Genomic DNA, 21602 nt, shown 5'->3' with positions numbered 1-21602 from the left:
TCGGAAGGTTTCATGAGTTATCTAGCTTTAGCGCGAAAGTGGCGGCCCACAAAATTTAAAGAAGTCGTGGGTCAGGCACATGTATTAACAGCTTTAGAAAATGCTCTGGCACAGAACCGTCTCCACCATGCGTACCTGTTCAGCGGAACACGCGGTGTCGGTAAAACGACCATAGGTCGTCTGTTTGCTAAAGGGCTGAACTGTGAAACGGGCATTACGGCTACCCCTTGTGGTGAGTGTGATACCTGTAAAGAGATTGATCAGGGCCGTTTTGTTGACCTGTTAGAGATCGATGCTGCTTCACGAACCAAAGTTGAAGATACGCGCGAACTGCTGGATAACGTGCAATACAAACCGGCCCGTGGCCGGTTTAAAGTCTACCTGATCGACGAAGTACACATGCTTTCGCGCCACAGTTTTAACGCTTTGCTTAAAACGCTTGAAGAGCCGCCTGAGTATGTGAAATTCCTGCTCGCGACGACCGATCCGCAAAAACTGCCGGTCACCATTTTGTCGCGTTGTCTGCAGTTTCACCTCAAACCGATCAACGTTGACACCATTACTGAGCAGCTCAGTCATATTCTGCAGCAAGAGCAGGTCGACAGTGAGGCGAAAGCCCTGTCACTGATTGCGCACGCTGCCGATGGCAGTATGCGTGATGCGCTCAGCCTGACCGATCAGGCCATTGCTTTGGGTAATGGTCAGGTACAGAAAGATGTTGTGGCACATATGCTCGGCACGCTCGATACTGATCAGGCACTCCATCTGCTCCAGGCCATCAGCAGTCAGCAACCACAAACCGTGATGGAGCGTATCGACGCTCTGGCGCAAAACGGGGTTGAGTGGGATGGTCTGTTGCAACAGCTCGCGACTCAATTGCACCGTGTTGCCATGTATCAGGCGCTGCCTTCCAGTGTCGATAAAGCGCAGCCGGATGCTGAGCAAATCCAGTGGCTCGCCAAAGCATTGGCGCCGCAGGATGTCCAACTCTATTACCAAATCGCGCTCAAAGGCCGGGATGATCTGGCGCTGTCACCCACCCCGCGTATCGGGATTGAGATGATTGCGCTGCGTATGATGGCATTTCGTCCATCACAGGCCTCGCTGGCAAATGTAATTGCGCCGCAGCCGGCTGCACAGCAGATTGCCCGGCCGCAATCGGCTCCTGCGGATACGACACACACTCCGGCCGCTCAGCCGCAGGCGGTTCAGGCTCAAGCGGCGACGCAGCCTTCAGAACCGGCATCCGGCTATGCTCCGGCTACTCAGCCAAGCATGCCTGCGAACCCGCAAAGCATGCCAGCCAATTCGACGGAAAGCGGTGGCTATCAGCAGCCAATGCCATCTGATAGTTCAGAACCGGCACCTCAGCCAGCGCAGCAGGTTCAGGTTACCCCACAACAAGCTCCGCCGGCATCACCGGTTGCAGGGCTGCGTCATCAACTGCGCTCGCAGCGTCAGGGGCTAGCGCAAAAGGGTAATGATACAAAAAAGTCTGATGCGACATCTGCCAAGCCGGTTTCGGTTCTTGAGCGTGTAGCCCAGCGTGGTCAGCATGCCGCGCAGATGTCGCCCTATACTGCGCAGCAGAGCGAAGATCAAGCGCCGAGTGATGAAGCTTACCAGTGGCGCCCGATGCAAGAAGCGCCGATTGAAGCGCCACAAAAAAATGAGCTGACTCCAACCCAGATTAAACGCGCGCTGGAGCATGAAAAAACGCCGGAGATGACGCAAAAGCTTATCGATGAGGCGAATGCCCAGGATGAGTGGGCTGCCCTTATCCAGCGCCTCAATACGCCTAAGCTGGTGGAACAGTTAGCACTTAACTCGACTTACCGTAAACAGGGGGCAACCATTGAGCTGACTCTGCGTGCGACTCATGCCCACCTCAACACCGACCGTGCCCAGAGTGAACTTCTGCAGGCATTAAATGACCAACTTAATGAAGAGTGTCAATTGTCGGTGACTATTGGTGAAGAGGGCGAAACGCCGCTGGAATTGAGAGAGCGCCTGTATCAGAGCAAACTTTCACAGGCGATTGATAACCTTGTGGCAGATCCTAACGTACAATTTATTGAACGCCGTTTTAGCGCTGCTCTCGATAAAGACAGTGTTAGACCGATATAACTGCGACTGTGGACTTGAGATTTCGCTCAATTACCCCCACAGTATGTGAAACAATGAGATAAACCAGAGAGATAAAGATGTTTGGTAAAGGCGGAATGGGCAACCTGATGAAGCAAGCCCAACAGATGCAAGATCGCATGCAAAAGCTTCAAGAAGAAATTGCAAACATGGAAATCACCGGTGAATCTGGTGCTGGCCTGGTTAAAGTCACTATCACTGGCAGTCACAGCGTACGTCGTGTCGAAATCGACGACAGCCTGATGGAAGACGACAAAGAAATGCTGGAAGACCTGATTGCAGCCGCATTTAACGATGCGGCGCGTCGCGTTGAAGAAACTCAGAAAGAAAAAATGGCAAGCGTTACCGGAGGTATGCAACTACCACCGGGTATGAAAATGCCGTTTTAATTACGAGTCAGTTTAATGCGCACCAGTCATATGCTGGAGCATTTGATGGAGGCCTTACGTTGTCTGCCTGGGGTTGGCCCCAAGTCAGCGCAGCGTATGGCCTTTCATTTGTTGCAGAGAGACCGTAAAGGTGGCCTGCAACTGGCAGATGCTCTGAGTCAGGCAATGGTTGAAATCGGCCATTGCAGCGAATGTCGTACCTTTACTGAGGAGGACATTTGCCATATTTGTCAAAATCCGAAGCGTCAGGAAAACGGCCAGATCTGTGTGGTGGAAAGCCCGGCAGATATTGCGGCGGTAGAAGCCACAGGTCAGTACTCCGGTCGCTATTTCGTGCTGATGGGCCACCTGTCACCGCTGGATGGTATCGGGCCGAGTGATATTGGCCTGGACGTGCTCGATTTTCGCTTGCAACGTGGTGACGTGACCGAAGTGATTCTGGCCACCAACCCGACGGTGGAAGGTGAAGCAACGGCGCACTACATCGCAGAGTTGTGCCGCGAGCACGATGTCTCAGCCAGCCGTATTGCCCACGGTGTACCGGTGGGCGGTGAACTGGAGCTGGTCGACGGGACCACCTTGTCTCACTCGCTGCTGGGCCGACAAAAACTGTAATAAAAAACCGCGCATCATGGCGCGGTTTTTTAATCTCTCAATCTGAGCTGCGTTTGAGCGTGAGGCTCAGGTCAGCTGTTCTAGTTCGGTGATATTGTCCAGTGCCTGCTGATTAGTGCTGCCGCACACACTCGGGCACGGTTTGAACTGGTGGCATACTTTAGGGCGCTCCGCCTTGCCAAACAGCTTACATAAATTGTCATCATTGAGCTGAATACAGCGCACACCGGCCGGCTTACCATCGGGCATACCCGGAATCGGGGAAGAAATACTCGGCGCAATACAGCATGCGCCGCAACCCAGTCTACATTCCATCATTTACCTACTTTTGTGTGTTCGCTCAATAAGGGCGGCGATCCTAACAGAAATCGTCGCGGCTCGCAGCGGGATCGCAGAATATTTATCCTTGAACTTTGTAGGGCAGGAGGGTATAAATCGTCCCCCTGAAACAAGACAGGAAAAACAGACGTTATGAGCACTCCATTTTGGCAAAGCAAAACCCTGGATCAAATGACCGAAGCAGAGTGGGAATCCCTGTGTGATGGTTGCGGCAAATGCTGCCTGCACAAGCTGATGGACGAAGACTCAGACGAGGTGTATTACACCAATGTCGCGTGCAGCTGGTTAAACAGCGAAACCTGCTCTTGCAAAGATTACCCGAACCGTTTCAGCTCAGGCGAAGAGTGCCTCAAGCTGACTCGCGACAAGATCGATGAATTCCACTGGCTGCCGGACACCTGCGCGTACCGCCTCTTGGCCGACGGTGAAACCCTACCAAAGTGGCACCCGCTGATCACCGGCTCCAAAGCCGCCATGCACGCCGCCGGCGAAAGCGTACGCAATAAAGTGGTGTACGAGATTGACGTGGTGGACTGGGAAGATCACATTTTGAATCACCCGAACAGGCAGTAAGGTATCAATAGATTATCAGGGTTAGCATTTGGCTAACCCTTAGTTAAACTAAGAACATCGCCAGATGGACGTTATGTGCCAGCTCTTGGCTCTCATGTTTTTTCGCGCAAGAACATCAATAAATGCCACAGACACAATATTCAATTAGTTTGGAAAGGCGGAGATGGATATTAACCTTGTGTCGGCCAGATCACTTTATGTAGCCCCCGCAATCTGTGATTGGAATTTGATTTTTAAATAATATTTTAAAAATCATAATAATATATTGATAAGTATATGTTTGAAATTTTTCAGCGATAATGTTCACTGGCTATATATACGTTCGGTGATATTGATCTAATATTGATATTTATATTCAGTACCATTCATGATTTTGCTCACGTTGAAATAAAACAACTTATAGCAAAGAATGAATTTACACCTACCTTAATTTCTATTTGTTGATGTTATTTGACAATAAATTTGAAAATAAGGAATAAAAATGAAAACCAAGCTAAGCTTGGCCGCAGGGTTAATTATTACCGGGCTGGCCTTTCCCTCTGTTACATTCGCAAATCAAGTACCCGGGTCGACATTCGTACATTTGTTTGAATGGCAGTGGAACGATATTGCAACCGAATGCGAAACCTTTTTGGGGCCGAAGGGATTTGCGGCTGTTCAGGTATCACCACCGCAAAAAAGTGTTGATAACCCTGCCTGGTGGTCAAGATACCAGCCTGTAAGCTACTCATTTGAAGGACGCAGTGGTAACCGGCAAGAATTTCAAAGCATGGTGCAGCGTTGTAATGCTGCGGGTGTCGATATTTATCTGGATGCGGTCATCAATCATATGGCAGCGGGGAATCGTTCTTTTCCTGAAGTGCCTTTTGGCGCGAATGACTTTCATACTTGTACCAGCGATATTAATTATTCCGACCGATGGTCGATTCAAAATTGTGATTTAGTCGGTCTGAATGACTTAAAAACCGAATCGGAATATGTGCGCCAGAAAATCGCGGATTATATGAATGATGCTATCAGTATGGGGGTGGCTGGTTTCAGAATTGATGCTGCGAAACATATACCTGCCGCGGATATTGCCGCGATTAAAAGTAAGTTAAATGGTTCACCGTATATCTTTCAGGAAGTGATTGGTGCCGGCGGTGAGCCGGTTCAGCCAAGTGAATATACTTATATTGGTGATGTGACGGAATTTAATTTTGCCCGCACGATTGGACCGAGATTTAAGCAGGGTGGTATTAATCAGTTGCAGGGAATCGGCAGTTGGAGTGGATGGCTGTCGAGTGAAAATGCGGTGACGTTTGTGACTAACCATGATGAAGAGCGTCATAACCCGGGCCAGGTTTTAAGTCATCAGGATTTCGGTAATTTATACATGTTAGGGAACGTGTTTACCCTGGCTTATCCGTATGGTTATCCGAAAGTAATGTCCGGTTATTACTTCAACAACAATTTCGACGCAGGACCACCGCCCTCCGGTGTCCACTCAGGAAACAGTTGTGGCTTTGACGGCGGTAACTGGGTTTGTGAGCACAAATGGCGTGGCGTTGCCAATATGGTGGCGTTTCGTCATCATACTGCAGCCGAGTGGCGTGTGACCAACTGGTGGGATGATGGTTATAACCAGATTGCATTTGGCCGTGGCGGCTTAGGCTTTGTGGTGATTAATCGTGATGACAGCAAAGCCATCGATCAAGGTTTTCAAACCGGTATGCCGGAGGGCGAATATTGCAATGTGATTGCCGGTGACTACGATGCGGCAACCGGGATCTGTGACGGTCCGACGGTGGCGGTTGATTCGTCCGGTTGGGCTCACTTTACCGTGACTCAGTATGATGCGGCGGCGATTCATGTGGGCGCTAAAGTTTGTGCAGGCTGCAGTAACCCAACGCCAGGACCGACTCCTGTCCCGGATTCTGCGGTCAGCGCCACTGCGCTGTGTGTCGATAACCGAAGTGGATTGAATCATCCTAACCTGTACTACTGGGATGCCCTGCCAGCGGGAAGTATCGCCGATGCTTCGTGGCCTGGTGCGGCGATGAGTGCTAACGGTGATTTCTTTTGTCATGACTTAGGCGTTGTGGTTGACAGTGTGAAGGTGATTTTTTCTGATAACGGCGCACAGCAAACTGATGACCTGATAGCGAGTTCCGGCCAGTGTTATTCGAACGGCCAGTGGTATGCGTTGCAGGATTGTGGCTTTACCGTGAATAGTGAAGACGGTGGAAATACCGAACCTGAGCCCGTGACCCAAAGTAGAGTGTGTTATGACAATGCAGCCGGCCATACTCAGCCAACCCTTTACTACTGGGATGTCGTGGCTGGTGAGCCCGTGGCTGATGCGACCTGGCCAGGTGTGGTCATGACGCATGAAGAGGGGCTGTACTGTTATGATTTTGGCACGGATGTTCAGAGCGTGAATCTTATCTTCAGCAGCGTCGGAGCCAATCAGAGTGCTGATTTAGCCACGGCTGCGCCAAACCTGTGTTACCAGTCAGGTCAATGGCAACCTTTAACGAGTTGTGGTGCTGTGCCAGTTGCTGGCGGGGATGAAGCCTGGTACTTCCGCGGAACTCCGAATGGCTGGGGGCTGACGGCGCTGCGTTATGATGCTGACACGGGTTTGTATAGCACTGTGCAACGTTTTCAGGGCGAGGAATCTCCGGCGCGCTTTAAAATCGATGATGGAACCTGGACCGATACTTATCCGGTCAGTGATTATCAGGTCGGTGACAATGCGAGTTACCAAATTGATTTTAACAGTGTGACTAAGCAGATCACCGTTAGTAACTCATTGGTGGGCACTGCACATGAATAAATTCCTATTGAGCACGCTAGGGCTCGCGATGATATCTTCGCCGTTGTCAGCACAGTGGTATTACCGCGGTACTTCCAACGATTGGGCCGCAGCCCAAATGAGAGCCTTGGGCGGAGATATTTATCAAATATGCCAAGTATTCAACCAAGGTGATGCGACGGGTGGGCCGCGTTTTAAAATTGACCGAGAGGGCGACTGGGCGGAAAGTTATCCTGCCAGCGACTATATCGTCAGTAGTAATCAGGTTGTTTCGATTACGTTTAACGCCAGCAGCAAACAGGTTTTGGCAGAGCCGGTTGACAGTTGTGCGACGCAGAGCGAGCCAGTGTTTAGTCAGCTCTATTTTCGTGGAACGGCCAATGATTGGGCTGTGACGCCAATGCAGCGTGTAGCGGAAAATGTCTGGCGAGTGGCGGTTAACTTCGACGGCCAGCCGAATCAGCGCTTTAAGTTTGACGTGCTCGGAGACTGGACGCAAAACTACGGTGACACTAACCAAGACGGTGTGCTGGAGTTCTCGGGCGACGATATCGTCACTGCTGTTTCCGGAGCCTATGATGTCGAGGTGAATGAACAGACACTGGCTTACACACTGGTGAAAACCGGTGAGATTAATCAGGCTCCGGTCGCGCACATAACAGGCTTCCACCGATCAAACGACTGAATATGCTCCGGGCTGCAGTGCCTGCTTTGCAAAAAGCGCCGATGAGTGCAGTGAATGAGTGGGGGGCGGGTATCAGTTTTATTCGCGATTTGAGCTCGGAGGGCAGTTATGCCTTGGTCGGGCTTGCTGCGGGCAGTGACCAGAAAGTGACGATGAGCCAGGTGATGAATGGCTCGTACACCGATGTGGTGTCCGGTGAAACCAGGCAAGTGTCTGGTGGGTCTTTGTCGTTTACTGTACCGGCATATTCGGTCAGGATCTGGGTACTCAACGGTAGCGGACAAATCGGAGAGCCGGGAAAATATCTCAAGTAACTTGGCTGCTAATTATAGTTAACCATAAGAAAAGGGAGCCGCGCGGCTCCCTTGTTTATATCGGCCAATAGGTCATTAACCTTCGCTCATCTGTTGTAAGCGCGATTGCAGTGAAGTGTCGTTCTGCACGGCACGCGCGATCAGGTTGTAATCTTCTACGGACAAACCGGTGTCCTGCACGGCATCAACCATTTCCTGGTTGGCTTGCTGCTGAATCTCTTGTGCTTCTTTTGGATCTTCACTGTTTTTCAGTTTGGTCATCGCGTCAACACGGATCTCATTGACGGATGCCTGAGCCTCGGCAAACTGCTCCAGTTGCTCGTCGTTAACTTCAATCGGTTGAGCTTGCTGAGGTGCAGCAGCTTGCTGTTGTTGCTGCTGTGCCTGTCCCTCTTGGGCAGCAAATGCCGAGGTGGCAGTGACAGAGGCTAGCATTGCAGTCATCAGGGCGGTCATGGTTAGTTTGCGCATAATAGAACTTCCTTCCGTTTTATGTGATTCGCTCTAACTATTGCGAGAACCTTGCCAATTTTTCAAATCTAAAGTTATCTATTTGTTTATATTGAATTAATTGTAGTTTTGACATGAATTTGACCTGCGTATTGTGAGCCGTAATGTGTCCTTGTGATACGGTTGAATCTGTCGGTTGTGACAAAAGTATACACTCGCGTGAAGCGGGTGAGCGGGGACAAACAGGGGCCCGAAGTAAATGCATCGACTCAGCAAATTATGGGCATCCTGCCCCTGAACAGCGGTTTTCCTTAAGAAAGTGACCTTAAGAGACAGTCACCGTAAGGGAGATTGAGTTGAATAAAGACGGGTACGGAGGCACTTGTGAAGAAAAAGTATCGCATGACCTTAACCATGCGCATATTGCTGTTGGTGTTTGTGCCGTTATGGGCGCTATCCGGAGCCTCGATAGGAATTGGTACTCATTACATGGCTGAGCAGCAGACGCGTAAGCTCAAAGATGACATTAAATTGATCGCGCGCGCCATCCGGGTGCCCATCGGTGAAGCGATTAACCAGGGGGATTTAGCCACGGTTCGGCGTACGCTGGATGCGGTGTTTTCTCTCGGGCAGGTGTATGGCGCGTCGGTTTATAACGAAGATGGTCAGCGTATCGCAGCAGCCGGTATTGCCGGCCAGGAAGACAGTACCGATAACCCGTTGGCTGAACAGTTGGTGCGCGTTGGTCAGGATGGTGATGCCTACCAGCATCAGGCCGGTCGCCGGGTGTTTTCCCATTTTGTGCCGGTGACCGATGAAACCGGCAAAATCTCCAGCATGGTGGAAGTGACTCGCCGTGCCAGTGATTTCTCTGCCACCATGGACCGCATCATTTTCTGGGCGTGGGGTTGCTGGGGTGTAGTGGGGTTGCTGACGCTGGGTATTGTACTGCTCGGCTATCGGCAGGCGGTCGGCCGCCAGGTGGCGAACTTAACCAACGTCATGGCGGATGTGGGCCGCGGACAGCTGGGAGTGCGGGCGCCGCAATCGGGTGCCACTGAGCTGGGCACGATTGCCGAGGCGTTTAACCAGATGCTGGATGATATCGAACAGGCTCAGCAGGCGATTGCCGCACACCGCCAACAGGAAGCAACCCTAAACCAGCAGCTGGAACGTCAGGAACGGATGGCGGCTTTGGGGCGTTTAGTCAGTGGTATCGCGCATGAACTCGGCGCGCCGCTCAATGTGATTGATGGCCGGGCACGTCGTCTTAGCCGGCATCATCAGCAAGAGTCAGCACAACATGAACTCAGTGCCATTCGTGGCCAGGTGCAGCGTCTGACCCGCATTGTCCATCAACTGCTGGATTTTTCACGCAGCGGTGCACAGCGTGAAGCGATTGAGCTGCGTGAATCGGTGCAGGCTGCGGTGGATTCAATCAAACATGAACTGGCATCTGTGCCTCCGAAAATTACAGTGGATATCCCGCCTGAGGTCAGCGTCACGGTCGATCCGGCCCGCTTTGAGCTGCTGTTGGTGAACTTATTGCGCAATGCCTGTCAGGCGGCCGTTTCTCAGGTCGGCGTGAGTTATCAAAGCGATGCGGATAGCTGGTCTCTGTCGGTGTGGGATGATGGCGCTGGTATTGACGCTGAACTCGATCCACAGCGACTGCTGGAGCCGTTTTTTACCACCAAACCCAAAGGGCAGGGCACAGGGTTAGGCTTGGCGATTGTGCATAATATCGTGAGCGATCATCACGGTGAGTTGCGTTTAAGCCATGCTCAGACGGGCGGTCTGCAAGTGTCACTGCGTTTTCCTGAGGAAGTGAAAGCATGAATATTTTATTAGTGGAAGATGATGCCGATCTGGCGGAATTGTTGTGTGAAGAGCTTGAAGCCGAAGGCTATCAGGTTACGGTGGTCGATTGTGTAGAAGCCGCCGAGCCACTTCTGGCCACGACCAATGTTGATTTGGTGATTTCTGATTTGCGTCTGCCGGGGCGTAACGGTATCACTCTGCTGCCTGTGGTGAAGGCGATGAACAATGCGCCGGCGATGTTGCTCATCACGGCGTTTGGTTCGGTCGACCAGGCCGTGCAGGCGCTTAAAGCCGGGGCGGACGACTTTCTGACCAAACCGTTTGATATGGACCACTGCCTGCTAACGGTACGCCGCTTACTAGAGCATCGTCAGTTAAAAGAAAGTATCGGCGGACGCCGTTTTCACGGCATATTGGGTGAAAGTACTGTGATGCAAAGTCTGTTCAAAAGTATCGAACAGGTTGCGCGGGCTGACAGTCCGGTGCTGGTGCTGGGTGAGAGTGGCACCGGTAAAGAGCTGGTGGCGAAAGCGATTCATCAGCAGAGTGAGCGCAAGCAAGGGCCGTTTCTGGCAGTGAACTGTGCCGGTATCCCCAACGAGCTGTTAGAAAGCGAGTTTTTCGGACATGCGGCCGGGGCGTATACCGGTGCGGGCAAGTCCCGGCAGGGCCTGCTGCGCGAAGCGCAGGGCGGTACGCTACTCTTGGATGAAATTGGTGAAATGCCGCTCGCGCTGCAAGCGAAACTGCTGCGGGTATTACAGGAAGGCACGGTGCGTCCGGTCGGTAGTGATAAAGAAGTGGCGGTTGATGTGCGCATTATCGCTGCTACCCACCGAGATCCGGAAGCCATGGTGGCTGAGAATCAGTTCCGTGAAGACCTGTTTTTCCGGCTGGAAACCTTCACCCTGCAGGTACCACCGCTCCGTCAGCGCGGCGATGACATTGCACTGCTCACCCGTTACTTTATGACTCAGCAACAGCAAAAGGGTAAAACGCAGGCACATCAACTCAGTCAGGCGGCATGGCGACTCCTGCTCAATTACGGTTTTCCCGGTAATGTGCGCGAGCTGCAAAACGCGATAGAACGTGCCGCGGTATTTTGTGATGGTGAAGAGATCATGCCGGAACATCTGCCGCAACGTATGCGCCAGTCGCAGGACTCTGCGTTGAAAAATGTATTTGAGGGCTTATCGTCTGAGGCCATGCCGCCACTGTTGTCGCTGCAGCAAGACTATGTGCACTACGTGATGCAAAAGACCCAGGGTAACAAAGCGCAGGCGGCACAGATCCTCGGCGTGACACGCCGGACCTTGTACCGCTGGCTGGAAGAGGCGCAGGCCGAAGAGTCAATTTCCAAAGATTGAGGGCAATCAAATAAGAGACTGATTGCGCGACATCATTGCTGTCAATACACGCTAACAAAAAAGGGAGCAGACACCTGCTCCCTCATCACTTACTTGCTTTTCACTGACTGAGCACTTACTCGGCAGTGGCGCGCAGTTCGGCGACATCTTGTGGCTCAACCTGAGCGTTGCCCTGACCATAAGTATCGGTCAGGAAGTTAACCAGAGTGGCGATTTGGTCATCAGACAGATGCTGGCCGAAGGCGGGCATAAACACTTCACCGTCATTGGTATCGCGTTTCACGCCGTGCAGTACGACCTGGATCAGGTTGCCGCTTTTCTCGCTACCCACCACGCTGTTGTGGTACACCGACGGGTAGTAACCATCCGGAGAGCCGCTGCCGTCCGCATCGTGACAGGTGCTGCAGTTGGCCATGTAGAGGTATTCTCCTGGCATCTCTTCACGCGTGGTTTCGATTGGCAGACCGCGCAGTTGCAGATCCTGAGCCACCGCTTCGCCCTGTGCATAACGTGATGTGCTGCCCTCAGACACGCCCGGTACTGAGCGCAGGTAAACTGCGATGGCATTGAGATCATCATCCGTCAGGAAACGGAAGCTGTTTTCCACCGCTTCAGCCATCGGACCTGCCGCCTGAGCTTTGCCTGCCACTGAACCGGTTTTCAGATACTGGACAATCTCGTCATTGCTCCAGTCACCCAGACCATTGGCGTTATCATTGCTGATATTGAATGCATGCCAGCCGGCCAGATCAGCGCCTGACAGGAAGCCGGTTTCGGTTTCATCATTGGCCGTGGTCTGCATCGCGACGCCGCGCGGAGTGTGACAGGTACCACAGTGGGTTGAACCTTGCACCAGGTAAGCGCCACGGTTCCACTCTGCTCCTTTGTCCTGCTGCGTCTGGTAAGCGCCTTGCTCGTGGAACATCCAGTTCCAGATAGCCAGTGGCCAGCGCATCGACAGCAGCGCAGGAATATCATTCGGACGGTTGGCTTGTTTGACCGGTTGCACCGAGTTCATAAAGTAATCGTACATGGCTGCGATGTCGTTGTCGGACAGCTTGGTGTACTCGGTATACGGCATGGCCGGATACAGGTGACCGCCATCTTTACGCACCCCTTCACGCAGCACGCGCTTGAAGTCGTCGAGCGAATAATTGCCAATACCGGTTTCTTTATCCGGGGTAATATTAGTCGAATACAGTGTACCGATTGGCAGTGGCATGCCCAGACCGCCGGCGAAAGGTTTGTCTTTCTCGGTGGTATGACAGGCCGTACAGTCAGACATTTTCGCCACGTATTCACCCCGGCTCATGCCTGGCGGCGTTTGCGTGGTTTGTACTTGTTGCTCCGGTGCCGGATTGTGACCGCTTGGCCCCCAGATACCAGTGACAATCAGGCCAAAGACGATGACAGCCAGTGCAATTACTGACAGGATTAACCGTTTCAGTGTCATGGCTTACACCTCCTTGTTCAGCGTGGCTGCAATACGCAGCGACAATGCGGCGATAGTCAGGGTACAGTTGACGGTGCCCACGGTTGGCATGGTGCCGGAACTGGCGATAAACAGGTTATCGTGATCGTGAGTTCGGCAGTCTTTATCCACCACACTGTCTTTCGGGTTGTCACCCATGATAACGGTGCCACAAATGTGCTGGTTGTTCGAGAAGTCGTCGCTGTACTGGATCTCAGTGCCCCCCATCAGCTGAGCAATCTTAGTGTAAGCTTCACGGGTGTGAACCGCACTGCGTTTAACGTAGTCATCAATCGCGTAGTAGAACTCAGGTTTGGCAATGCCCATTGCGTCTTTTGAACTGCTGGCGACAATGCGGTTTTCCGGATGCGGCAGCAGTTCGTGGAAGCTGTCGAACTGGACGTATCGAGCGGCTTTATCACGGATCTCATTATCCAGCACGTTACCCAGGAGCAGACGATCCTGCGCCAGAATTTCCTGCGTCATCTGATCAGTACGAGACAGGTTCGACAGGTGAATTTTCTTACCCGCGTATTCAGAGCGGAAATCACCGTCACGCCAGCCAATGATTGATGTCATCTCCTGCGCGCCGCGACCTGGCCATAATTTCTCGTCAGCGAAGAAGCGGATACCGGTGCCCGGGTGGTCCATCAGGTTACGGCCAACCATGTCTGAGCTGTTACCCACATCGGACATCAGCATTAGTTTGGGTGTTTCGATTCCGTTGGCGGCCAGAACGAAGTATTTTCCTTCGACTTTGACCGATTCACCGTCCGGGGTCTTGTAATGCACGGCAACAATACGGTTGTCGGCACCTTTTTCAATCTTGTACACCACCGCTTTATCGATCAGCTTGGCACCGGCGGCTTCGGCTTTCTCAACGTGGGTAATGCCGTTGTACATCGCACCAATCGGACAGATCGGCATACAGTTGTTGTTACCGCAGCACGTCGGGCGGTTGTCGTACGGGCGACTGTTACGCGCGACCGGCTCAGTGACGACATAAAATCCATTGTCATTGAGACGATCTTTAATCACTTTTTCGTTGTAAGAAATTGGCAGCGGGGCCATCGGATACGGCTTGGAGCGCGGTGACCCCAGTTCTTCATCCGCTGGCCCCCAGACGCCAAGCTCTTCTTCGGCGCGCTGATACCATAGTTCAAGGTCTTTGTATTCCAGTGGCCAGTCACGACCAACACCGTAAATCGATTTCAGTTTGAAGTCGGACGGGATAAAACGCCATGCCGAACCGGCCCAGTGCCAGGTCGTACCGCCGACCGCACGAATATACTGTGCGTCATAGGCCTGCTCGCCCTTTTGTACCAGATAGCCGTTGTCCGGATTAAATTCCGGATGAGGCGCATAGGGCGTTGACGGGTACGGCGCCATGAAGTCCATTTTGTTCGGATGGTTACGGAAACGTTCGACAATTTCGCCACGCGAGTAACGCGGACCGGCTTCGAGAATGATGACGGATTTACCGGCCAGCGCCAGTTGGTGCGCGACCAGTCCGCCCGCAACGCCTGAACCTACAACGACGACATCTGCTTGTTGGGTGGTGGTCATTATGCTTTCCTCTCGATTGGTTTAGCGGCCCAGAATCCGGGCTTGTTAGGGCAGTAAGAACGGATCTCCAGGACATCATCGACGGCATTAAATTGCAGCGCGTGGCGGTACGTGATGACCTGAGCATCAAGTCCGGTACCGACAATACCGGTATACCAGGCTGAAATGATGGACTTGGCGGTTTGCTGCGCCGAAGGCGACAGCGTAGTCGCCAGCAAGCGAGTCTCGATTTGCGCCATCTCTTTAACCAATAATTTCAGATGGGCTTCAAAATCTGGGTTACGCGCCTGCAGTGCCTGAAAGAAACGTTCAGAGAGGATGGGGGACAGGTTCTGATGCTGAGTCAGTCGTTCTGACACAAGAGTGAACAAAGCAATAGGATCGGCGGAGGCCGATTCCTGAGCCAGTACGCTCAGAGGCAGCGGAGCAACAAGCGAAAGCAAGCCGATTGACGCTACCCCTTTGAGTATGTTCCTGCGTGACATCTGTTGAGCCGATGTCTCCAGGTGGGGAGATTTTTTATTCATAGCTTCCATTGATTCCTAACATTTAAATGTTTTTTAGAATAATAATGATGAAGTGCTGAACTATTTTGCCGATGAAACTATAACTTGTGAGAATAGTTCGCAGTGCGACAATAATGAGTGTAGCAGAGTCTTTTTTATGTGTTGGCCAATATGCACTGGCAGCACGGAGCGGATCACCGTGTTTAAACAGGGTAACCGACTATTTTAACCGCATTAAGAGCAGATCAATAACGTAGGGTTATGAGAGGTTTTTTTATATTTATATGGACGATTATTTGATTAATCGTCTTATTTTTGCGGCGCATTTCATTATTAATGCGCGGCGCAAGTCTACTCCTCTGGATCTGTCAATCAAATTGGACCACTGAAACATAAGTCGCGAAGTGACGTTTATGGTTGAGGAAATGGATAATAAACCATACTAATACTATTGATTTAATACCAAAGGACAGGCCTTAGCGAGCGGTAACACTCACACCGAATAATGGCGTCAATATTGAGTAGCGAATTCAATATTGGCAAATTCACCCTGTTTGACATAAAAGGTGACACCATCCGGGCCTGACATCAAATCCACAACATGGCCAGCCGGCAATCTGATCCAACTGCCGGCCCCGTAAATCTGCTCATAGCTGCGTACATCACCTGCCAATATTAACCATTCTGAAGGCGTGGCCTGCGCAGCCAGAATTGGCTGTTGCGCGTTCAGTTTTTGCAGGCTGACGCGTTCCAAGCCATTGTCATAAAGTGGGCAGATCTGGCGCCCGTCATCGGCCTGACGCCAGTTTTGTGCATCAAGGGTATTGATACGTACCGTCTCAGTGTCTGCGGCACCCATTTGCCATAGTTTTACAAAGATGGTTGCCCCTGATTTGCTATGCGGACTGTGCGCGGTACCGGGTGGGTTTCTCAGGTACCACCCCGCCGGATAATCTCCGCTCTGATCAGAAAAGGTACCGCTCAGAACCAGAATTTCTTCTCCGCCGGGATGGGCATGTTGCGGAAAGACAGATTCCGGTGCGTATTTTACTATGCTGGTGGCGCGGGCTTTTTCCGCTCCGATTCTGTCCAGCATCATGCGCTCGACGCCGGATTGGGTCGACAATACCCATTGATATTGTTGGGGGGTGATGAATACAGGCAGAGCAAAGTCGGCGTTGATGTGCATGATTTTTATCCTGAGTAGACCTGTCCGGCGCCAATCAAGCGGATAGTCAGGCTGGTTGAAGGGTCAGAGAGGTAAAATATAAGAGTGGTGTGATGGGATCAAGTGTACCTTGGCTGTGGTCACGCGCAGGAGCGAGGATCAAAGCGTGGAAAGCGGAGGCGCTGGTCGGGCATATTGAGTGGGCAAGGAGCAGTAAACAGAAAAACCCGCCTTGAGAGCGGGTTTTTGCAAAATCAGCATGTAGTGACAGTTATTTATTAACTGAGTCACAAGCTCCGATTACTGAAGGGATAGAAATCGCAGGGTGGATTAGGTAATCTTCTGAGCAGTTTTTCTCTTTGTTGTAAGTGGTACCAGTACAACCAGCAAGAATAGCCAACGCAGCACCAACCAACGTTAATTTTGCAACTTTAGAAAAAGATTTCATTATAATACTCCTTGGTTTGTTGAAGTGCGCAAATTAGATTACATGAATAATAATGTCCATGTCTTAATTTAGTTTTATTATATAATCGTTACATTACTTCCGGATAATGAATATTTTAATTATTGATTAATCATTTATGCAGTGGATTTACGAAGTAATGTAATCATTTCATGACTTATTACTGATAATGTTAATAATACATCTGTTGTCTATAACCAATATATTTACCATTTACAGTACGGTAAATTACGCTGTTTTGTTTAATTTTTGGGCTTGTTTTTATTGTTGTTAATTAGTTATTTGGTTTTCAAGGTGTGTATATTTAATTAAGGTGTTTCTTAATTAGTGTCTGTTGTTCTTATTGGTTTGCGTGCATTTTTCTGGCCTTTTTACCGTACGGAAATAAATTTTCCGTTAGGGGGGATGAGTTTTTCCGTTATTTTAAAATAGTGCTAGCGGGCATGAATTGCCCAGGCTGTTATTTCACGACCTCATTCTTTGCACTATTTTCTTCTACACTTACTATTGGCATCATAAAGAGACAAACATATGTGTGGCCGATTGAATGTTATCGATGATCCGCTCAACCGACTGGTTAGTGAGATGTTCGGCATCCGTTTTACCGCCAGAACAAATCATGATCTGCGACCGACGCAAACCGTAGCGACGGTGGCTGTAAGTCATGGCGAAGTCGGTCAACTTGACTTGATCTGGGGTACTCAGCCTTACTGGGCCAAATCGCTGGTTATCAATGCTCAGGCTGAAACGGTGGCGGTGAAAGCAACGTTTGCCGCAGCATTTGAACAGCACCGGGTGGTTGTACCTTGCTCGGGGTGGTATGAATGGCGTGAAGAACAGGGCAAAAAACACAAGTTTCACTTTGCTTCCAGGCACGATGATGTGCTCTACATGGCGGGTATTGCGCTGGAGAATGGCCAACGTTTGGTGACCTTAACAACGTCAGCGAATCCGGAGTGCCGTGATTATCACGCACGGATGCCGCTGCTGATTCAACCGCAAGCGGCGATGACCTGGATCGCGGGGCATCCTGAGCAGTTTTTTGCGCTGTTGACTGAAGTGTATGCTCAGCCACTGGCGATTAGGGCGGAGTAAATGATGGAGTCAGTTCTCCATACTCCTGCCCGTTACGCCAATCACGAGTTATGCGAGTCAATTTCTCTTTATGCCAGTAAAAGAAGCAAGCTGCCAACTGTGGCCGCTGCAGAAAGATATTTCCCTGCCGAGTAGGACGAATCATCATCTTTCTTCACATCGTCGGGACGGTCCATGCCCAGAGCCCCATAAGTGAAAGACTCGACTTTGTCGCCAAGCGATTTGTCTTTGATGTCCGGCTTTTCACCCTGTTCGATATCTTTCAGAGCAGCCAGCAAGGCTTTACCTTCATCAGACAAAGTCACTTTATTTTGTTCTACCTTGAGCGGTGCGGCTGACTGGTTTTCAGCCTTGGTTTCGGTGTTTACCGGAGCCTGAGATTTCACCGTCTGAGTAGTGTGCAGCTGCGCTGCGCCTACACCTACTGGATTCATACATCTCTCCTTAATCTTGCTACAGTCATAATATCGACAGGGCGAGGAAAAACTTTTGCACTTTTTTCTCAGATTGTCGCAGGGGTCATGATGACTTCAATAAGCAAAGAATGTGCCTTAACCACGAGAGAGACACGCCAGAGGCCGTGACTTCATCTAAGGTGAGCCTTAAGGGTTACACTGCAGATCATCGTTACGTTGGGCTAAGGCTTGAAATGCCTGGCGTTGATGCTCTGGCTGGATATAGCGTACGGGTGGCGCTAACACCTGCAGCTGATAGTCGCTGTGGTCGGCTGTTATCTCGCTCACTGGGGTGATAATGAGGATATGGATATCCGGCAGGCGGCGCTGTAGTGCCGCGGCAATACCTAGCCCCTCTTGAGTGTGAAACAGTCCGGCAATATGCATGACCTGATGTCCGGGATGGGTAAGCAGATAATCGCTGATACTCTCTGCCATGGTTTCATCCCAGGTGATTTGCGCGGCAAACTGACGTTCGTTTTGCTGCTCTGTACCATGGTGCATCGAGGCCATAAAGCGCTGTTTATAAGGTGAATCAGAGCTATCTGCCTCGCGAGCGATCCAGGTTCTCTGCTTGCTGTCCAGACGATCAACGTATTCGGGGCCTTGCCGCCCGATACAGCGTACAATATCTTGCGGCGCATTTGCGGCGATGACCGGAGCCTGATACTGTTTGGCCAGCTCGACCAGAGGACGATAGTCACTTTGGTAATTCGGCCAGGCTTTCGTTTGTTTGATGAGGTATTGTTCGCCGATGTCACCACGCAGATACTGATTAAGGGTCGGTTGAGCGGAGCGATCAAATTGTTCCATCGACAGAGCAACCGGTCGTTTTTGTTGCAGCAAATGATATAACAAATCCGTCTGGAAACGATGGATGCCGGGGTGGGTGTGCCATTCGCCGACCAGTATCACGTCGGCGGCTGCCAAGGTTGCGGGAAGTAGCGTCAGGGTGAGAGGCTTGCCGTGCGGCGTGGCCAGTTGGTAATCATAAAAATGCTGGACAGGCCGGGTCGAGGTACAGCCCAGCAATATCATACTGCTCAACCAGTAAATAATAGCGCGCATCGCAAACTCTCCGTTTAGGTTCACTGCATGGTGAGTGAGTCGGCAAGGAATTGCAAACGCACCATGTGAAGCTGAGATGGAGAGCATGTCCTGCGCTGCTACTGCTGAAGTCAAGGTGCCATGTTTCCAGAGTCAATGAATAGTACTGCCGGAGCACGGGCTCAGTGCGGTGAATTAGGAATTTGTTTTCCGGTAGACGCGAATCATAAAGTCGGCTTCACACTCGAACTGCGTCGCTGATTTCACTTCTGCTTTGAATGCTTCACTGGCGCGCCAGGCAAACGGTGTCATTTGCAGCAGATCAAAGGCCTGCTCGCCATCAAGCGTCATCGGATAATTAAGCTTTTGCTGGGTTTCCAGCACAAAGCCATCGATCTGCTCCGGCTCTTCTTCATGCAGGCGCACGTCCTGATAGATGCCTTGCTTAAACTGGTACAGGTGGCGGCCTGCCGGGGTTACGGTGATGACTACGCCGTTGTCTTTTACGCAGCGTTGCAGCTCTTCAGCTTTGCAAGGGGCGTAAATACGCACAATTGCGTCCAGAGACTGGTCTGCAAACGGCAGTCGGTGGCTGGAGGCAACCACGAACTGGCAGTTATGATAGCGTTTGGCTGCGTAACGAATCGCGATTTTAGAGATATCCAGACCGTGTACTTGCGCTTGCGCCGTCTGGGCAAGCAGTGTATCGGCCACAAATGTTGTGTAGTAACCTTCGCCGCAACCGATGTCGAGCAGTTGGTGTTCGCTGCCTTGCAGGGCTTCTGCGCATAAACGCGCGACTTCTGCACGCATCGGATGGTAATGTCCGGCTTCGAGAAAACGGCGTCTTGCCTGCATCATCTCCTTGTTGTCACCCGGATCTTTGGAACGCTTGTGCTGAACCGGCATGAGGTTGACATAGCCCTCTTTCGCCATATCGAACTGATGGCGGTTATCACAGGTGTAAGTACGGTCGGTTAGCTGCAAAGAGTGCTGACAAAGGGGACACTGATAAGACATGGTCATCTCGGCTAAAAAATCAAAGCGCTCATTCTATACCAATTCCGGCCGGAATGATTGGGCTAATTTAAGCGTTAATGACCTGAACAAGCGGGCAATAAAAAGGGACAGTGCAGACTGCCCTTAGCTCTTGTTAACAGACTCTGAGTAAGAGTCTGTGCTCTGAAACGGCAGCGCTTTAGCGGGCTGAAATCGCGGTCGTGAGCGTATGGCTTTCGCCAGGCTGCAGAGTGTGGCCTGCGGACAGGCAAGGTGAGTGCAGGGCGGATTCGACACACAGCATGGTCTGGTACCCATCATCCGTCATATCGGCCATGGCAGCAGCGCCTTGTGCCCACGGATTCCACAGAACCGCAGAGTTGTGGCCACTGTTTTCCACCACTAAAGAGCGGCCCAACAGCGGATCCTGTACTTCAATCTGCGCTGCCGGCTGGGTATAAACCCGGTCAATGGTATCGGTCAGGACCAGAGTATTTCCGCCCTGACATACTTTGGCATCTTGCAGGCTGTCGATATATTCACTACCCATACCTGTGGTTTGCACCTGACGCACATCGCCGACATTCAGGTAGCTGTGCAGGGCGCCCGAGAAGGTCCAGGCCTTTTCGTCCTGGTTGGTGACTTGCAGGCTGACTTTAAGCTGCTCAGCGACTTCGACTTCAAGGCGTAAATCGAATTGGTAAGGCCAGATAGCCTGAGTGGTTTCGCTGTCATGCAAACCAAGGACTAGGATGACACCCTGCTCATTTTCACGATGTTCGATCAGCTGCCATTCACTGGTTCGGGCAAATCCGTGGGCCGGCGTTGCCAGACGGCCAAACCAGGGCCAGCACACCGGGATCCCGCCCCGTAATGCGGCCTTGCCGTCAAACAGAGCCGCGTCACTCATCCAAATCAGGTCAGCCTGACCTGCCGGTTGGAAAGAGACCACGTGACCGCCGTGCAGCGCAACAGCGGCAGAGGCTTTATCGTGGATGATACGCACCATTTTTACCTGGTCATGTTCGACAATGGTCACGCAATCGGAAAGGACAGTAAGGGCAGGCAGAGAGTGTAAATCCATAAGTAACGCTCCTGAATTTGGCGAACTGTAAGGTCATAGGCTCGCAAGGTCATTGGCTGCGCACAGTGCACAACGGCTCATCGCTTGGTGTATCAATTGGTATAACTCAGCGTACTAATTGATGTAATTTAGTGTCTTGATTGATATAGATTAGTGTTTTGCCTGATACAGATTAGCGCATCAATCACGCAATATGCGGCTATCCCGGCAAAAATCAGAGACAAAAAAGGCGACTCGAGAGCCGCCTTTC

21 protein-coding genes are annotated in these 21602 nt (G+C 51.3%); 10 read left to right on the top strand and 11 right to left on the bottom strand.

Annotated elements, in window-relative coordinates:
- Positions 1-12: 12 nt before the first annotated feature.
- From dnaX to recR, 3 genes are all read left to right on the top strand, one after another.
- Positions 13-2127: a DNA polymerase III subunit gamma/tau gene (gene dnaX, locus E6C74_RS08780; protein ID WP_136484324.1), complete on the top strand. Its 2115-nt coding sequence runs from the start codon at positions 13-15 to the stop codon at positions 2125-2127.
- A gap of 77 nt (positions 2128-2204) precedes the next feature.
- Positions 2205-2534, top strand: a complete 330-nt coding sequence (locus E6C74_RS08775; protein WP_136484323.1) for a YbaB/EbfC family nucleoid-associated protein — start codon at positions 2205-2207, stop codon at positions 2532-2534.
- Between the two features lie 15 nt (positions 2535-2549).
- The gene (recR, locus tag E6C74_RS08770) at positions 2550-3149 is read left to right on the top strand and encodes a recombination mediator RecR (RefSeq protein WP_136484322.1); all 600 of its coding nucleotides are present in this window, start codon (positions 2550-2552) and stop codon (positions 3147-3149) included.
- Between the two features lie 66 nt (positions 3150-3215).
- Here the strand turns inward: recR and E6C74_RS08765 are convergent, their stop codons facing one another.
- Positions 3216-3464 (bottom strand): YkgJ family cysteine cluster protein, encoded by a 249-nt coding sequence (locus E6C74_RS08765; protein ID WP_136484402.1) that lies wholly within the window; start codon positions 3462-3464, stop codon positions 3216-3218.
- A 156-nt stretch (positions 3465-3620) separates the two neighbouring features.
- Here E6C74_RS08765 and E6C74_RS08760 point away from each other — a divergent pair, with 156 nt between their 5' ends.
- The 4 genes from E6C74_RS08760 to E6C74_RS08745 all read left to right on the top strand — a co-directional run bounded on the left by E6C74_RS08760 (position 3621) and on the right by E6C74_RS08745 (position 7857).
- Entirely contained in the window at positions 3621-4061 is a 441-nt protein-coding gene (locus E6C74_RS08760; RefSeq protein WP_136484321.1) for a YcgN family cysteine cluster protein, read from the top strand.
- 481 nt (positions 4062-4542) lie between these two features.
- Positions 4543-6879, top strand: a complete 2337-nt coding sequence (locus E6C74_RS08755; RefSeq protein ID WP_136484320.1) for a starch-binding protein — start codon at positions 4543-4545, stop codon at positions 6877-6879.
- A complete protein-coding gene (locus E6C74_RS08750) occupies positions 6872-7543 on the top strand; it encodes a hypothetical protein (RefSeq protein ID WP_136484319.1) in 672 nt (223 codons plus the stop codon). Before E6C74_RS08755 ends, E6C74_RS08750 begins: the two co-directional genes overlap by 8 nt.
- Before the next feature lie 2 nt (positions 7544-7545).
- Entirely contained in the window at positions 7546-7857 is a 312-nt protein-coding gene (locus E6C74_RS08745; protein WP_136484318.1) for a hypothetical protein, read from the top strand.
- Positions 7858-7932: 75 nt separating this feature from the next.
- Here E6C74_RS08745 and E6C74_RS08740 read toward each other — a convergent pair whose 3' ends face one another.
- Positions 7933-8328 (bottom strand): DUF4168 domain-containing protein, encoded by a 396-nt coding sequence (locus E6C74_RS08740; protein WP_136484317.1) that lies wholly within the window; start codon positions 8326-8328, stop codon positions 7933-7935.
- Between the two features lie 363 nt (positions 8329-8691).
- Here E6C74_RS08740 and E6C74_RS08735 point away from each other — a divergent pair, with 363 nt between their 5' ends.
- Both E6C74_RS08735 and E6C74_RS08730 read left to right on the top strand, forming a co-directional pair.
- Entirely contained in the window at positions 8692-10146 is a 1455-nt protein-coding gene (locus E6C74_RS08735; protein WP_136484316.1) for a HAMP domain-containing sensor histidine kinase, read from the top strand.
- Positions 10143-11495, top strand: coding sequence for a sigma-54 dependent transcriptional regulator (locus E6C74_RS08730; protein ID WP_136484315.1), 1353 nt, complete (start codon positions 10143-10145; stop codon positions 11493-11495). Before E6C74_RS08735 ends, E6C74_RS08730 begins: the two co-directional genes overlap by 4 nt.
- Before the next feature lie 115 nt (positions 11496-11610).
- Here the strand turns inward: E6C74_RS08730 and E6C74_RS08725 are convergent, their stop codons facing one another.
- The 5 genes from E6C74_RS08725 to E6C74_RS08705 all read right to left on the bottom strand — a co-directional run bounded on the left by E6C74_RS08725 (position 11611) and on the right by E6C74_RS08705 (position 16654).
- Positions 11611-12948 (bottom strand): cytochrome c, encoded by a 1338-nt coding sequence (locus E6C74_RS08725; protein WP_136484314.1) that lies wholly within the window; start codon positions 12946-12948, stop codon positions 11611-11613.
- A 3-nt stretch (positions 12949-12951) separates the two neighbouring features.
- Positions 12952-14532: a GMC family oxidoreductase gene (locus E6C74_RS08720; protein WP_136484313.1), complete on the bottom strand. Its 1581-nt coding sequence runs from the start codon at positions 14530-14532 to the stop codon at positions 12952-12954.
- Complete coding sequence (locus E6C74_RS08715; RefSeq protein WP_168796990.1) at positions 14532-15059, bottom strand: sugar dehydrogenase complex small subunit; 528 nt, start codon at positions 15057-15059, stop codon at positions 14532-14534. The genes E6C74_RS08720 and E6C74_RS08715 overlap by 1 nt, the downstream gene beginning before the upstream one ends.
- A gap of 490 nt (positions 15060-15549) precedes the next feature.
- Positions 15550-16227, bottom strand: coding sequence for a cupin domain-containing protein (locus E6C74_RS08710; RefSeq protein WP_136484311.1), 678 nt, complete (start codon positions 16225-16227; stop codon positions 15550-15552).
- Positions 16228-16477: 250 nt separating this feature from the next.
- Entirely contained in the window at positions 16478-16654 is a 177-nt protein-coding gene (locus E6C74_RS08705) for a DUF4223 family protein (RefSeq protein ID WP_136484310.1), read from the bottom strand.
- 549 nt (positions 16655-17203) lie between these two features.
- Between E6C74_RS08705 and E6C74_RS08700 the strand changes: the two genes are divergently transcribed.
- Complete coding sequence (locus E6C74_RS08700; protein WP_136484309.1) at positions 17204-17767, top strand: SOS response-associated peptidase family protein; 564 nt, start codon at positions 17204-17206, stop codon at positions 17765-17767.
- Between the two features lie 68 nt (positions 17768-17835).
- Here E6C74_RS08700 and E6C74_RS08695 read toward each other — a convergent pair whose 3' ends face one another.
- The 4 genes from E6C74_RS08695 to E6C74_RS08680 all read right to left on the bottom strand — a co-directional run bounded on the left by E6C74_RS08695 (position 17836) and on the right by E6C74_RS08680 (position 21352).
- A complete protein-coding gene (locus tag E6C74_RS08695) occupies positions 17836-18201 on the bottom strand; it encodes a hypothetical protein (protein WP_136484308.1) in 366 nt (121 codons plus the stop codon).
- Positions 18202-18369: 168 nt separating this feature from the next.
- Entirely contained in the window at positions 18370-19290 is a 921-nt protein-coding gene (locus tag E6C74_RS08690) for a ChaN family lipoprotein (protein ID WP_136484307.1), read from the bottom strand.
- A gap of 174 nt (positions 19291-19464) precedes the next feature.
- Entirely contained in the window at positions 19465-20289 is an 825-nt protein-coding gene (rlmA, locus tag E6C74_RS08685; RefSeq protein WP_136484306.1) for a 23S rRNA (guanine(745)-N(1))-methyltransferase, read from the bottom strand.
- A gap of 178 nt (positions 20290-20467) precedes the next feature.
- Positions 20468-21352: a D-hexose-6-phosphate mutarotase gene (locus E6C74_RS08680; protein WP_136484305.1), complete on the bottom strand. Its 885-nt coding sequence runs from the start codon at positions 21350-21352 to the stop codon at positions 20468-20470.
- Between the last annotated feature and the right edge of the window lie 250 nt (positions 21353-21602).

Origin of the sequence: Vibrio sp. H11 (genome assembly GCF_004804295.1) — a bacterium.
In the GTDB taxonomy this organism is placed as follows: Bacteria; Pseudomonadota; Gammaproteobacteria; order Enterobacterales; family Vibrionaceae; genus Vibrio; species Vibrio ostreae.
This window is presented reverse-complemented; position numbering and strand designations above follow the sequence as displayed.